This window comes from Pseudomonas sp. FEN, from assembly GCF_904067045.1.
In the GTDB taxonomy this organism is placed as follows: Bacteria; Pseudomonadota; Gammaproteobacteria; order Pseudomonadales; family Pseudomonadaceae; genus Aquipseudomonas.
Genome location: NZ_CAJFDC010000024.1, coordinates 14080 through 28068 on the forward strand (window position 1 = coordinate 14080; position 13989 = coordinate 28068).

At 54.7% G+C, this 13989-nt stretch carries 11 protein-coding genes and 1 pseudogene; 4 read left to right on the forward strand and 8 right to left on the reverse strand.

The genetic code is table 11. The features are described 5' to 3' along the window. Positions 1 to 187 precede the first annotated feature (187 nt). From PFEN_RS20600 to PFEN_RS20610, 3 genes are read right to left on the reverse strand one after another with little or no spacing between them, the layout of a single operon-like run. The gene (locus PFEN_RS20600; RefSeq protein WP_224771029.1) at positions 188 to 901 is read right to left on the reverse strand and encodes an AAA family ATPase; all 714 of its coding nucleotides are present in this window, start codon (positions 899 to 901) and stop codon (positions 188 to 190) included. Then, positions 901 to 1416: a hypothetical protein gene (locus tag PFEN_RS20605; RefSeq protein ID WP_191488562.1), complete on the reverse strand. Its 516-nt coding sequence runs from the start codon at positions 1414 to 1416 to the stop codon at positions 901 to 903. The genes PFEN_RS20600 and PFEN_RS20605 overlap by 1 nt, the downstream gene beginning before the upstream one ends. Before the next feature lie 9 nt (positions 1417 to 1425). Next, positions 1426 to 2391 carry a CBASS oligonucleotide cyclase gene (locus PFEN_RS20610; RefSeq protein ID WP_191488563.1) on the reverse strand — a complete coding sequence of 322 codons (966 nt, stop codon included), beginning with the start codon at positions 2389 to 2391 and terminating at the stop codon, positions 1426 to 1428. Positions 2392 to 2583: 192 nt separating this feature from the next. On the opposite strand from PFEN_RS20610, the gene PFEN_RS20615 reads away from it, so the two are divergent. Continuing rightward, positions 2584 to 2907 carry a helix-turn-helix domain-containing protein gene (locus PFEN_RS20615; protein ID WP_191488564.1) on the forward strand — a complete coding sequence of 108 codons (324 nt, stop codon included), beginning with the start codon at positions 2584 to 2586 and terminating at the stop codon, positions 2905 to 2907. Then, complete coding sequence (locus tag PFEN_RS20620; protein ID WP_224771030.1) at positions 2904 to 3797, forward strand: ImmA/IrrE family metallo-endopeptidase; 894 nt, start codon at positions 2904 to 2906, stop codon at positions 3795 to 3797. The genes PFEN_RS20615 and PFEN_RS20620 overlap by 4 nt, the downstream gene beginning before the upstream one ends. Before the next feature lie 434 nt (positions 3798 to 4231). Here PFEN_RS20620 and PFEN_RS20625 read toward each other — a convergent pair whose 3' ends face one another. The 5 genes and pseudogenes from PFEN_RS20625 to PFEN_RS20645 all read right to left on the reverse strand — a co-directional run. After that, positions 4232 to 4666 (reverse strand): hypothetical protein, encoded by a 435-nt coding sequence (locus tag PFEN_RS20625; protein WP_191488565.1) that lies wholly within the window; start codon positions 4664 to 4666, stop codon positions 4232 to 4234. Between the two features lie 50 nt (positions 4667 to 4716). Next, positions 4717 to 6678, reverse strand: coding sequence for an integrase (locus PFEN_RS20630; RefSeq protein WP_191488566.1), 1962 nt, complete (start codon positions 6676 to 6678; stop codon positions 4717 to 4719). Between the two features lie 202 nt (positions 6679 to 6880). Beyond that, the gene (locus tag PFEN_RS20635; protein WP_191488567.1) at positions 6881 to 8779 is read right to left on the reverse strand and encodes a hypothetical protein; all 1899 of its coding nucleotides are present in this window, start codon (positions 8777 to 8779) and stop codon (positions 6881 to 6883) included. Continuing rightward, a complete protein-coding gene (locus PFEN_RS20640) occupies positions 8736 to 10184 on the reverse strand; it encodes a tyrosine-type recombinase/integrase (RefSeq protein ID WP_224771031.1) in 1449 nt (482 codons plus the stop codon). Before PFEN_RS20640 ends, PFEN_RS20635 begins: the two co-directional genes overlap by 44 nt. An 87-nt stretch (positions 10185 to 10271) precedes the next feature. Beyond that, positions 10272 to 10973: pseudogene (locus tag PFEN_RS20645) on the reverse strand (mechanosensitive ion channel domain-containing protein); the annotation flags it as partial. Between the two features lie 193 nt (positions 10974 to 11166). Between PFEN_RS20645 and PFEN_RS20650 the strand changes: the two are divergent. Both PFEN_RS20650 and PFEN_RS20655 read left to right on the forward strand, forming a co-directional pair. After that, complete coding sequence (locus tag PFEN_RS20650; RefSeq protein WP_191488568.1) at positions 11167 to 12513, forward strand: DEAD/DEAH box helicase; 1347 nt, start codon at positions 11167 to 11169, stop codon at positions 12511 to 12513. A gap of 348 nt (positions 12514 to 12861) precedes the next feature. Further along, the gene (locus tag PFEN_RS20655) at positions 12862 to 13989 is read left to right on the forward strand and encodes a merozoite surface protein 3b (protein WP_191488569.1); all 1128 of its coding nucleotides are present in this window, start codon (positions 12862 to 12864) and stop codon (positions 13987 to 13989) included.

The following is a 13989-nucleotide window of genomic DNA, read 5'->3' on the forward strand; positions in this document are numbered from 1 at the left end:
TGCATCTCTTGAGCAACTCGTACTGCTCTGGCAGGGACCACTGCCTGTGTTGGGTAGGCGTCCAATACAATCGATGGAATTAGGCGCTGGGTCAGATCGGAGAAGGTAAATCCGGGAACATCCTTCTCGCGCGGGCCAGTTGCTTTCACGAGATCGTCCAGCGCGGCTGGAGGGATGCCCAGCCGTCCTAGGCGATGGGTGAGAACGCTGCGGCGTTGCTCTTCATTAGGTCGGCCAAAGGACAGAACTTCAGCTGCGCGTCGCTTAACAGCCGGATCCAAGGCGCTGAGACGATTGGTGCACATGATGACTGCCGCTGGCAGTTGGGCATTTGCAATTCGATCAATACCCTGATGAAGGCGTTCACACCAGCCCGGTCCTCGTGATGCATTTGCGCATTTTCGCGAGATTGGGCCAAAGCGTCAGCTTCATCGATCAGGAGGATCACAGCGCCACGTGCGAGGCCACTGCCCGATTTGAGTTTTTGGGCTTCCTCAATTGTGTAATCGAACGCTGCTGAAATCAGCTGAGTCATTTCACCGACTCGGCCTTGTCCGCGGGTTGACAGGCTCAATGGGAACAGGGTGATGCCGATGTCTTCCTGACGGGCAACTGCATCCCCGATAGTCTCTGCCAGCTCGGTTTTGCCACTGCCCACATCACCAGCAAGGACGACGAGAGGAGGGCGCCGCAGAACTGTATCGATCACAGATTCGGAACCGGGGTGGAATTTCTTGGCCCAGTCAGTGAGGCCGGAGGAGTTAACCAGAAGGCCAAGGATTTTCGCTAAACGGACTTTCTGTCCGTCCAGACCTACCAGCTTGGCCAACCGTTCCTGTGGCTCGAAGTCCGGGTAGTTGACGCGGTATTCGAAGAGTTCATCCAGTGCTGGCTTATTCATCAGTAGCTCCTTACGGTCGAACGGTTGAGGGTACGGCCCCCGGATGAATAGGAACTGTCGGAGGTCAGATAGCCATTGACCTCCGGCTCATCGGCCCCGCCTCTGTTGACTGGCACTTGGCTCTTAAAGGCATCTCGCTCGGTTTTGGAGGCACTCCACCAAGCATCGTTGTAGGTCATGTAGCTATAGAAGCTTGCCCCAGTGATGTCGGCATTCGGGCGAATACGCCCCGGCGTATCGTCGATACCGCCGCTGGAAAGCTCAGACGCGGTGTACTTGAGAGTGGGTTCAATCCACTTCCCATCGCGTTTGAACCCATAGGTCACAGTGTCCAGGTAGCCCGCTTTCAGGAAGGCTGTCACCTCTTCCTCGTAATCCGAGATCCACTGAGTGCTTGGCTTGCCATACAGGCGTTGAAGGCGCATCAGATCAGCGGCTACCTTCGCGGCCATGTGCTTGGCGTGCGTCAGGGTGAAAGTTTGAGATTCTGAAACCGAGTAGCTGGAAGACGACATGCTGCTACCTCACACCTGGAAGGTTGAACCGAAGACCTGCTGCCAGTAGCCAACAGTCAGTTGTTTGTTTGGCGCATAGAGCGCTGCGTCGATGGCGTCACCCGCTTCCAGTGAGGCCTCGATGATCGCGTCGATGTTCTGCTGCGTGTAAAGCCGGGCCACGTTGTTGGTCGGATTCACAGGATCGATGATCTGCAACGGGTCGGTGAAGGTGCCGACTTGCGATGCCGGGTAGTTGTCCGTGAAGAAGATCTTTTCGCGCAGTTCCGACCGGGCGATGTAGGTGAAGAAGGACTGAAGAGCCTCCGGGTAATCAGAGAAGTCGACCCCGTCGTCACACAGCTTCGACAGGATCATCTCGATCATGAAGGACTTGAACCGGAAACCGTCACGCTGACGCTTCATCAACGCTGCCCAGTACTTCACCAGCCTCACGACCTGGGCGTAATGCGTTGGCTGGGCTCGTTTACGTGCTTTCGCGAACTCCAGGTGGAGCGGGATGCTCGTTTCCAGGAACGAGCCATCTTCCTGGCTGATCAAGTTGCCCCGCCACTGGGGAAGCCCGTTGTAGAGTACGGGAACGATATCGACGTCCAGGCCTGACCCACGAAACGACACGGTAACCGAGTAGGTTTGCGGCACTACCTGATCAGGGCTGAAGTTGGCGAAGGCTTTTCGCAGCTTCTCGGCCAGGTAATCGATCAGCGCTTTGGTGTCGTGCGGCGCATCCGAGCCACTGATGTAGACGGCGACGTCAATGTCACTGAGAGAGCGCAGAGCGGTCCCTTTCGCCAAGCTCCCAGAGACCAGCATTCGCTTGAGCGAAAAATCCGGGTGGTCGGAGAGGTAACCTTCCAGTTTTTCCTGCAAGCGCCCGGCCTGCTCCCGATAAGCGTCAGCCTTTTCCTTGGGCAGGTTCACCTTTTCCTCAGCGAACCGTGCGATGTCGCGGTGGTCTACGTGTTCTCTGGACATACGTTCCCCCCCTGGGGATTTGCATCAAGTGAAGGCAGAACGACCACGCCACACAGCGCACATCGGCTAGCCTGGCAGAAAAGTTCGGTATAGCGAACTTTGTATTTACGCTACTCCGAATTTCTGTGTTGTCAAACACTTTGTTCGGAATAGTGGTACAATTTTTTGACCACCACAGAAAGGAGCGAGATCGTGACGACCCGTCTCGGTGAGAAGCTCCGCGAGCTTCGTAAGCAGCGCGGGCTTACCTTGGAGAAGCTGTCAGACATGGCCGGTCTGAGCAAAAGCTACCTCTGGGAGCTGGAAAACCGTGAATCTCAACGGCCATCAGCAGAGAAGCTCACGGCCTTGGCTGACGTGCTGGGCGTAGCGACCCAGTACTTTTTCGAGGAAGACGTAAGGGCCCCTGAAGAGCGTCATCTCGACGACGCGTTTTTCCGTGGGTACAAGAACCTGGAGCCTGATGCCAAGGAGCATCTCCGGAAGATTCTGGAAACGTTCAAGAAGGGAAAATGATGGTCGAAAAGCAGGTATGGACACCTCAGAAAGCAGCCAACCGGCTGTCCAAGATCATGGAGGCGTTCGATCACGTACACGGCGGCAGATTTCCAGTTGATGTGCCGATGCTGGCCATGGAAGCAGCCAGGATTTTTGGCTGGTCTGATCCGATCACGGAAGTCACGCCGGTCGACATCAAGAGCTTTGACGGCGCGTTGTTTCCGGACGATGAGCGAAAGAAATGGATGCTGCTGTACAACAGTGCAATGGCCTCGCCAGGTCGAATCCGTTTTACACAGGCGCATGAGTTAGGTCATTACATCCTGCATCGCCAGGACCGTCCGGCATTTCAGTGCAGTGGCGATGACATGCTCGAATGGGAGGAGAAGACCATTGAAGCACAGGCAGACCTCTTCGCTTCCTACCTGCTCATGCCTCTGGATGACTTTAGGGCCCAAGTCACCACTACCGTCGACCTTGACCTGCTCGGCCATTGTGCTGAGCGGTATGGTGTCTCGCTGACTGCCGCTGTTCTTAAATGGCTTCAGTACACGGAAGAAAATGCGGTTTTGATTCTGTCACGCGACGGTTTCATGCAGTGGGCGTTTCCGAGTAGGCCAGCAAAGCGGGCAGGCGTTTTCTTCGCTACCCGCAAGCAAACCATCGAGGTCCCAGCAGGTTCGATTGTTGCCGCTCCGGGTGTTAGGCACGAACGCAGGGGAATTGAGTTGCCTGCGAAGATCTGGTTTCCGCATGCTGAGGCTGATACTTGTGTGCGGGAGATGAAGGTCTCTTCCGATCAGTACGATTACGTAATGACGCTGCTCATCCTGCCGCGATCAGCTTCCGTCTGGCGCCCGCATGAAGATGGTCCGAGGCCTTGGGAAATAAAGCGTTCACGAGGTTGATTCAGGCTTTACGAGGGATGGTCGCAGTGGAAATCTTCCGCCTGGAGATTGACAAGGTGGTTGAGCATTGGGGTGTGATGCAGGAGGAGGTGTTGCCTGAACGCTCAGTTAACGGAAACTCTATGTTTCCTGCAAACTGGATAGTACTTTAGTGAGCAAATATTTCTGAATGTGGTGTTTCTCAGTACATATCAAAAGGCCGTCAGTGATAATCCCTCCCCAGCAAGCACTTTGGCTACGGAATTATAACGTAGTTGCAGTACGTTGCAACAGTGCGCCGATGGCGTAGATCCGGCAGCGTCTCGTTATGAATGCCAATCAGAAATTACGTACGCCTTACGGTGTACGTAGCTGCCTTGGACTCTAACCCATACTCCACGGTCATAACGACGTGTTTGAAGACCTGGGCGCCATAGCGGTAGCAGGGACGAGCCTCACCTATGACTGGTGCTGTCCTTATTGCCTTTCCTGATTGGGTGAACATTTGTCACCTTTTTCAGTTTTTGCTCGACTTCGCTCAGTTGGGCCAGCAGCATGAGTTCGCGCGCCAGGGCTGCTTTGTACTTTTCTTCGTACTCATCGGATTGTGCTTTTGCCTTGGCAGTTTTCGCCTTTGAAGCTTGTAAGTCCAGTCGGCCAGGCTCGGAGAGTTCAATTTGTGCTCGGGCCGAATCTTTCACATCCTGGATAAGTTGTTCGTAGACAACCCTGCTCTTTTTAATGCTCCCGGCAGACCGGCCAGCTTCAAGCGCAACAGAGTTAAGATTGATCTTCGTCCCTTTAGAAACCACTACAGGCTTGCCTTTCTTTAGTCTCTCAAGGGCCTCGTAGTAAGGCCCGAGAGTAGAACTATCCTCTTCATGATGCATTGTATGCTCCAGGTGGTGGTCATCAAGTAATCACCACCAGCGGAGGCGATTCACTTTGTCACGCGTTTTTTCAAATTCTCGAAATCTTCAAGGTTTTTCAGCTCGGCCTCATATTCAATAGAACCAGGCTTCATCTCAGCGATGTCCCACTTGATGAGTTCGATAGTCTCATCGACTTTTTTCTCCGAGATCACCCCGCCCGCGCATCCATCGCATAGCGTAAAATTCGCATGTGCACGTTTATCACAAGGCCCCCGGTGGGTACAACCACCCACAACGGTCGGAATGAACACATCTAGGCCACGCTTTACCTGAGCTGCGGTTTGCTCCGGGCTTGACTCTCGCCACAGTGGCACCCGTACAGCTTGAGCGCGCCGTCCGTGGAAGCCTTGGAGTACCTCTACGGAATTTAGCACTTCACGGAGGTACATAGCAGCGTCTGCGTCTTGACGAGCACTGTACAGCTCCTTGGCAAGCTCCGGATCAATCAGACGGAGCATATAATTGTTAGCCCCACACCCTTGCATGTAATACATGGCCATAGCTCGTGTCAGATGCACCAGCAAGCGTTTCATGGAGGGTAGGGTAATCAACCCGGTTTGTCCGGCAAAAACAGCAATCGACCGCCTGAATTGATGGGATGTAATGTTCCAGGGCTTGCCGACCTGGAATTTACGGTCTGAGCGCCAGTCTCTGAGCGGGTCAATAGTTTCGAGTTCTACAATGTCATCTTCTTGAATGAGCACGGGTTTAAGCTTGTGTTTATGCGATGAGGTGCTCATTCTAGTCGTGGACTTTCCATTGGAAAATGGCAGCGCGCTAAGTGAAAGTAGTAGCGGCGAAGTGTCACTTCCGAGCGGAACGTATGGGACGATCATATCGTGGATGGAGGTGAGTACGTTTATTGGTTCCAGTACTTCGCTGACGGTGATGAAGTTAACCTCCTTAGCTTTGCTAAAAAGCTTCGTGGTCATCCCTACAAGGTAGATTGCCTCGTTTTTCCAACCTTTTGTAGGTTGTACACAGCCTGGCGTAAGCTCTCGAACCTCATGGTCTCTCATAAGTGTGAACATGTGGACCAGATTTTTTGCGCAGTACTGGACGGTGCCAATAAAACTGGCGACAGAAGCTAATCTATCCCATTCGTATTTTTTACACAGGTGCGTAAGTTTATGCTCCTCAATCGCATGTTTAAAGTCAACGGGGTATTGAAGGTGCGCCACGCGCTCTACTTGAGAAAGTTTTTTGAAGCGTTCGCGAGTTCGCACATGATAGTTTTTGCTTCGGCCATATACTGGATTCTTAGCAGCTTTGTGGACAAGATTTTCTATGCCCTCCTGGTTTTCAATAAAGTCTTTGAGGTGTGCTTTGTACTGGCAGTAGTGATCCCATAATATCCGGCTAGGGATTACCGGGTGCTGGTCAGTTTCATAGCTGGTGCGTTTGTTCTCCTTTTTAATGACGGCCATGACTGGCCCGCTAATCGTAAAAGTTATTTCTTCAGAATCGAGCTGGCTCAGCGTGGATGCTAAAGATTTGATATTTTTGGTTTTTATAGGGCCAAGCCGTTTGACCATATCCAGCATCAGGTCGTAGTCGGCGAATATATCCTGGATGGTGCATTGTTTTTCTGAGGCATATTTCCAGATTTCATGAAGGGTGTACTTGATCGAATGCATCGTCGCAAGGCGTAGGGGCTCTCCTGTTTTACCAACTGGGGCAAACATTTTTACCAGGAATAGGCGCTTGCACGTCTCAAGATTTTTGGAGTCCTGTTCTGTCATACCCTCATGTCCGGAAAAGTAGAAATTTGGATTATCTTTACCCAAAAGCGCGTAGGCGGGGAAACTCCATTCGTTATCGTCAAAACTGCAAATAGGATTGCCATTTGCATCCCGAGCAATCACCAGCCCCGGCCCAATACGTGCGAGCGACATGCCGTAGTAAATGTCGCTGCGCAAGCGGTTGATGGAGAGAGGAAAAACACCTGTGTTTTGATTGAGTTCGATCATGTTGGGCTCCAGTGCCAGGTAAATTTAAGTGCCAGCAGATAACGCTGCGTTAGAGACTCGGTAATTCGGTGTTTATGCGAACCCAGTTAATCGCGCATACAGTGTGTGTCAGGCGTTACTCGACCCGACAAGACCACCCCCTGGAACCTTCCGCGCAGCGGGTTGCGCAGCGCATCCGACTAAGGCTCCAAGTGGGTTGCTGTTAGTGCATGACGCCAAGCTTGTAGAGGCGCGCGTACATGCGGTTCCAATACGGCGTTAGGGAGAACTCCTTCTCCACTTTCTCTGATAACTGGGTGATCAGACCTATCATGTCAGGCCGCTCTCGCTTGAGGAGGGCCAGAATTTCATCAAGGCGATTCAAGGCTGCACCGTGAACTGTCTCAAAGTGCTGAGCGTTTTCTGTAAGCGAGATGTGGCGAGACACAACGAACCGCATACTCAGGAGCTTGTGGATTCCCTGTTCATCAGCATGGGTCTGGAAGTGCACACAGAAGATGCACCCTTGGAGGTTTTTGCAATCCGGTATGTAACCATCGGGAGCGTGACCAACGGTGATGGGTTTATTGCGATCCGAACAGTCTCCGGCAGCGTTTGGCTCTCCGCTGTAGTCGTTGAGAAGTGACGCCAGCCTGTTGAGCATCGCTGATATTTCATCGATAGCGGTTTTTTCCTCCGCTTGGCTGTAGCTCCGTCGAACCGTACCAGGCGAGTTCTGCATAACAAGCGCAACCGTCTCTACATCGTTGCCTCGGCTCAGCATGAAATTCGACTTATAAGCGCGCAGCTCCCGATACCCCAAAGACACGAAATTTGGATCAATAAAGGTTCGAATGCGGTCGTTCAGCGACTTCAGGGTGTTCATCCGGAGCTGCGTCAGCTCTTCCGGACGGTGGACTTTGCTGCCTACGAATAGGTAAGGGTGTGCAGTCTCACCGCAGATGTAAGACCGGAGCTTCAAATAAGCACGGAAGGACTTGAGGAAGACTTTAGTAATCTCGATATTAATCAGCTTGCCGCCTGCACGGAGTTTTATTACGCAGAAGCCCAGTTTCTCCGCGTCTCCGACTTCATAATCATTTTCCCAAGGAAGATCGCGAATCTGCTTCTCACTGTACCCGGTGTTTGCTGCAAACAAGCAAACGAAAGCGTCATGGGCCAGCTTCGCCAGCCGCAGGCGCTTCTCGTGCTTCGGATTAGCGTTGGTCGACCGAAGCAGGTTGTTTGCATCTAAGATTTGACGCTCAAGATAATAGGGCTTTTGGAGGGATAGGGGAATGCATTCAGCTAGAGTGCGTACACATCCTTTTTCATAATCCCAGAAAATATTGTTGGCTACCTTACCCTTACGAAGGGCTGAGTAGGCAGATGTGATGAATGGGAACTCGCCGGGAAGCAGCCAGATCATTTCCCCTGCAAAGCTCAACTGATAGGGGAATGGGCAATTCTCCAAAACAAAATTGGATAATTTTTTGAACAGCTCCTCTGATACGGACAGTTGTTGCGCCATCTTTTCGTCAGTGGGGATCTGCGTATTATCAACGTCCGGCGCGCGGTTAGATATGATGGGCATATCAGCGCTGAAGCTTATACGTGTTTGAGGAAAAATCAGGGCGCCTGATTTCAACGGCTCACTTTGCAAACGGTTGCCAGTGAAGGGCTTGATCTCCCCTTTGCGAATTCTTTCTACCAAATGCAGGCTGTAGCCCTTGAGAGCATAGTGATAGGCTTGCGGACTAGTCAGGAAATCTTCGTGGCCATTGGTATCGCACCAGACAGCAAAACCGCCGAATTCGACTAGGTTGCTCTGGGTAGTTTCGAGGCTCCCTCGGGTGTAATTGGTGGTGACTTTGCCTTCTATCCAGCGGCGAACAGCGGCAACGCGCTCAGGCCGATGAGTCGATAGGTCGACTGACTTGATGGCCGCGCGCAGGCGGATGAAGCGATTGGTATAACAAAGTGCGCCGACGTCGAAGCTGCGGTTGTCGAACGTGTAGACGACGATGCTTTCGAGTGGAAGCGTTTGAAGATGGCGCTGGCAGGATTGCAGTTCGTAATCAGCCAGGCACACCGTGTTGATCGTGCGTTCGTTTAATTTCATGTTGCTCCAGTTGCCCGTCAATGATAGTTCGTAAGTGAGCCTCAAAGCCGGATTGGGCTTGTGAGACCCGGCCTTGAGTTTTCCTGAAATTTAAATAGCGCCGAGTCACCTCCAGGCTTGAGTGGTTTAGTCTTGACCTAACCATCTCTAAGGCCTCTAGCTCTTTGAGTTCCGATTTGCTGTTTTTCATGTGATCCTCCAACAGGTTCATTCCGAAAGTCGCTCGGAGATCGTGGAACTGAAATTTAAATGCATTGCCGGTCTGGGCAATTATTTTTTCGAGTTGGCGTTTGAACTGCCGGATCGCCGATCCGCTTTCTGCTCGGTTTTTCATTGCATCCATGTCCTCTTGGGCATCGTAGTAAGGCTTGCCAGTACGAGTAAGGAATACGTATTGATCGTCTGGATTAGTGATGTGAGACTTTTTAGCTCGTTCTTTGTAGCGATCTGAATTCAGGTAATCGGATATTCTTAGGTGCACCCACGCAGGGACCTTAACTGCCATCCGCTTGTTGTTTTTGGTGTCGATTAACGTACCGTCGCCCATGGTAATTGGGATAAGGGTATTTTCGGGTAGTTGGTCCGCGTTTCTGTTGATGCAGGAAGCCCTGAGGGTAAGTATTGACTGCGCTCTCATGCCTGATGTTAAAGCGATGAAAAATATCAACATCATCTCGGGGTTGTTTGTTTTGACCAGGGCCTCAATCAATGCTTGTTGCTCCTCCCTGGTTAGGGGGCGCAGCTTGCCGCCGTCCTCAATGAAGCCGGGATTAGGGTTCTCCTCCGTAACGGAGAACGTCAAATCGGTTTTGGTGATCGTCTTCGACCATTGGAACCCATGTCGGTCAAGGCCGGAGATAATTTTCTTGGATTCCTTCCACATCTCTTGAGTTGGAAGGAATCCTTTTGTGGATACCTTCCACCGGTACAAGCCCGTCATGGAAGACAGTTTTCGGTTGGCAGTTTTACGCGAAAGCTCGCCTCTCCCTATTTGTTTTCTCAGAACGGCCTGGTAGGCGTAGGTAGGTCTTTTGAATGTGGGGCCTTCGAACGCTTCGGAGTCGACACCCTCATCGAGCAGGGCGTTCATCAGGTGTGCGAGATCGCCTGCGATATTCGCGCAGGTGGCCGCTTTCATTGCGCCGTGGATTGCTCGCTCCAGGAGGTAAAGGCTGCCGTCGCGCCACAGGGCGCCATCGGGCTGAACGATCACGTAGTGCCGCCCGATCCTTTCGGGTGCTGCGCGCATGGGCTTAATGGGGTAGGGGCGGGGGCTCTCGAACGAAGGATCGCGAGGGTCGATCCAGTCTCCGGCGTCGTCTTCTTCGCAGGGCTGCCAGAGGTGAAGATCAGTCAGAAGGACCTTTTCATACCGGCCTGTGGGTCGTGCGTCGGACAGGTTCATGAGCGATGACTCGTGGACTAAATGGGATGACGATGTCCATTGAAGTCCAACTCACAAGAGTTGTCTAGCGCGGTGAACTCACGCGTGATTCTGCACCTTGACCGTGTGCAGGGTGATGTCCACCACATCGCCGTCGGCGCCGACCTGGGGCATCTCGATCCAGTCGCCGACCCGCAGCATGTCATTGCTGGTCAACTGCACGCTGGCAACGAAGGACAAGAGGGTGTCCTTGTAGACCAACAGGATCACCGCCGACATCGCGCCCAGGCCGGAGAGGAGCAACAGCGGCGAACGGTCGATCAGCGTGGCGACGATGACGATGGCGCCGAACACGTACAGCACCATCTTCGCCAATTGCACATAGCCCTTGATCGAGCGCGTGCGCGCATGTTCGGTGCGTGCGTAGATATCCAGCAGGGCGTTGAGCAGGGCGCTCATGGCCAGCACCTGGAACAGGAAGGTAAAAGCCAGCGCGACATTGCCGAAGAAGATCAGGCCGGTCTTGCTCAGTTCCGGTACCAGGTGCAGGCCGAACTGGATCACCAGCGAGGGCGTGGTTTGCGCCAGGCGATGGAACACCTTGTTCTGCAGCAGGTCGTTGACCCAGTGCAGCGCCGGTTGGCGCCCGAGCAATCGCGCTGTATGCAGGATCACATAACGCGCCACCCGGCCGAGCACCAGCGCCACGATCAGCAACAAGGCCAGGCCGAGCCCGGCTTGCAGCAGGGGATGTTGATCGAGTGCGCTGAAAATATCCTGGGTGCGCAGCCAGAGCTGTTTGATATCCATGGGGGACGACGAATCTTCTGCGGGAAATGACCGGGGGATTAGAGCATTTAACACTTCAAAGATGACCGTTGAAGACAAATCCGCTCACAAAAACAGCGCTGTTTGTCGCGCTTTTCACAAAGAAACTCGGCCTCGGCGCTCGAAACCGTTACCCTATGCCGCTGATATTTTGTATTTCTTCGAGGTAGCACCCGTGTTTTCCGAATTCGCCCTGCACGAACGCCTGCTCAAAGCCGTGGCCGAGCTTAAATTTGTCGAGCCAACGCCGGTGCAGGCCGCGGCCATTCCGCTGGCGTTGCAGGGGCGTGACCTGCGGGTGACGGCGCAGACCGGCAGCGGCAAGACCGCCGCGTTCGTCCTGCCGATTCTCAATCGCCTGATCGGCCCGGCCAAGGTCCGCGTGAGCATCAAGACCCTGATCCTGCTGCCGACCCGTGAGCTGGCCCAGCAGACCCTCAAGGAAGTCGAGCGTTTCTCGCAGTTCACCTTTATCAAGTCCGGCCTGATCACCGGCGGTGAAGACTTCAAGGTCCAGGCCGCGATGCTGCGCAAGGTCCCGGATATCCTGATCGGCACCCCGGGGCGGATGATCGAGCAACTGAACGCCGGCAACCTGGACTTGAAAGAAGTCGAAGTGCTGGTACTCGACGAAGCCGACCGCATGCTCGACATGGGCTTTGCCGAAGACGTGCAGCGCTTGGTGGATGAATGCACCAACCGCCAGCAGACCATGCTGTTCTCCGCCACCACCGGCGGTTCCGGCCTGCGCGAGATGATCGCCAAGGTTCTCAACAACCCCGAGCACCTGCAGCTCAATGCGGTCAGCCAACTGAACGACACCACGCGCCAGCAGATCATCACCGCCGACCACAACCAGCATAAAGAACAGATCCTCAACTGGTTGCTGGCCAACGAGACCTATCAGAAGGCCATTGTCTTCACCAACACCCGGGCCATGGCCGATCGCATCTATGGTCGCCTGGTGGCCCAGGAATACAAGGCGTTCGTGCTGCACGGCGAGAAGGACCAGAAGGATCGCAAGCTGGCCATCGATCGTCTGAAGCAGGGCGGGGTGAAGATCCTCGTGGCCACCGATGTCGCCGCTCGCGGTCTGGACGTGGACGGCCTGGACATGGTGATCAACTTCGACATGCCGCGCAGTGGCGACGAATACGTGCACCGTATCGGTCGGACCGGACGTGCCGGTAACGACGGCCTGGCGATCTCGCTGATCTGTCACGGCGACTGGAATTTGATGTCGAGCATCGAGCGCTACCTCAAGCAGAGCTTCGAGCGCCGCACCATCAAGGAAGTCAAGGGCACCTACGGCGGGCCGAAGAAGGTCAAGGCTTCGGGCAAGGCCGTGGGTGTGAAGAAGAAAAAGACCGACGCCAAGGGCGACAAGAAGAAGTCGGCCGCCAAGGCACCGACCAAGCGCAAGATCGCCAACCGACCAAAGACCGATGCCTTGTCGTTGGTCAGCAAGGACGGCATGGCGCCGCTCAAGCGGCGTAAGCCGCAAGCGCCGGCTGCCGAATAAGCCGCCGATGGCTGCGTGAGAACGCAGAGCAGCGGTTGCCTCCATGCCAATGCCCCGACTTGTCGGGGCATTGGCATTTTTTGTGGGAGCGGTGCTTGCCCGCGAAAGGGACGCCACGGTTTTTCAGATACACCGCGTTATCGTTCTTCGCGGGCAAGCACCGCTCCCACAAAGGCACCTTGCTCAGGTAGGAAACTTTCTCCCACAGGCATCGCTGCCGCGACTGTCCTTCAAGCCACAGGGCGGTGATGGCTCTTTGGTAAAAGATCATGCTGCTCTGTTACTATTTCGCGCTCACGTCGGCAGGATGATGGAGCCCAGGAAGGCTCCATAACAGGGAATATGCTCATGAACTACCTCGAACGCTCCATGTCCGCCTTGCGCTCCATCGGCATCACTTTCCCGGACCAGAATTCCCCTGTGCTGGCGCTGCTGGACAAGGTCTCGGTGTATGACGCCACCCGCGTCACCGCGATCGCCGCCACCCTGCAACAGTCCACGGTGTTCAACGCGGTGGTCCGCGACAAGTTGCAGAGCATGGATATCAGTACCCGTTATGCCGATATCGCCGCCAGCTTCGATTCGATCCAGGCCGATGCCCGACAGATGATGGAGTGGATGGCCGACGGCAAGCTGCAACTCTCCGAACGCGTCCGGTTGGGCTGGATGAATGTGCGCCGCGGCTCGATCCCGGATCGCTTCGAGGACATTCGCAAGAACTACCTGGGTGTGGCGAAGTCGGCGAATGAGCAGATCCAGTTGGAAAGCCTGATTCTCGAGGCCTATCAGGATTATCGCCTGGCAATGAAAACCGCCGAGGTGGATGCCTGCGAGGTGCAGAAAATCGCCCAGGCGAAGCTGGATAGCGGACGCCAGGCCCTGACCGAGGCCGGAGCGGCCCTGGAGGGCGCCACGCTGGAAGCCGCCGAGCGGGCCAAGCTCGAACTGGCGCGGGATGTCGCTTTGCGCGATCTGCAGGACGAGGACAAGCGCTACCAGATCATCAGCGATATCGCCGATCAACTGAAGACCGCCTACAACGCGGCCGAACTGGTGTTCGCGCGCCTGAGCCAGTACCACAGCGTGAAGGAGCGGCTGTACCAGCGTGCCGTGAGCTTTTTCGCGACCAACGAGATCGTTCTCACCGGCCTGGCGGCGGGCTTCACTTCGTCCGGCGGGCTGGCCGAGGTGACCAATACCCTGAATGCGATGAACGAGGGCATCAACTCCAGCCTCGAGATCCAGGCCAAGGTCGGCGGCGAGCAGTTGAATGCGGCGCTGAAGGCCGGTTATGGCTCGACCCTGAAGGCCAGCTCGGTGAAGGCCCTGGCCGAGGCCGTGGTGGAGTTCCAGGCCAGCAGCCTGAGTCTGATCCAGGAGTTGCGCAAGGAGTCCTCCGCGGCGGCGGCGGAAATCGAGTCGATTACCGAGGACAGCAAGCGTCGCTTCAGCGCGCTCCTGCAAAAGGGGATCTGA

Coding starts and splice junctions, on each gene's coding strand:
- PFEN_RS20600 (WP_224771029.1), bottom strand. CDS start 901: ATGAATAAGCCAGCACTGGATGAACTCTTCGAATACCGCGTCAACTAC.
- PFEN_RS20605 (WP_191488562.1), bottom strand. CDS start 1,416: ATGTCGTCTTCCAGCTACTCGGTTTCAGAATCTCAAACTTTCACCCTG.
- PFEN_RS20610 (WP_191488563.1), bottom strand. CDS start 2,391: ATGTCCAGAGAACACGTAGACCACCGCGACATCGCACGGTTCGCTGAG.
- PFEN_RS20620 (WP_224771030.1), top strand. CDS start 2,904: ATGATGGTCGAAAAGCAGGTATGGACACCTCAGAAAGCAGCCAACCGG.
- PFEN_RS20625 (WP_191488565.1), bottom strand. CDS start 4,666: ATGCATCATGAAGAGGATAGTTCTACTCTCGGGCCTTACTACGAGGCC.
- PFEN_RS20630 (WP_191488566.1), bottom strand. CDS start 6,678: ATGATCGAACTCAATCAAAACACAGGTGTTTTTCCTCTCTCCATCAAC.
- PFEN_RS20635 (WP_191488567.1), bottom strand. CDS start 8,779: ATGAAATTAAACGAACGCACGATCAACACGGTGTGCCTGGCTGATTAC.
- PFEN_RS20640 (WP_224771031.1), bottom strand. CDS start 10,184: ATGAACCTGTCCGACGCACGACCCACAGGCCGGTATGAAAAGGTCCTT.
- PFEN_RS20655 (WP_191488569.1), top strand. CDS start 12,862: ATGAACTACCTCGAACGCTCCATGTCCGCCTTGCGCTCCATCGGCATC.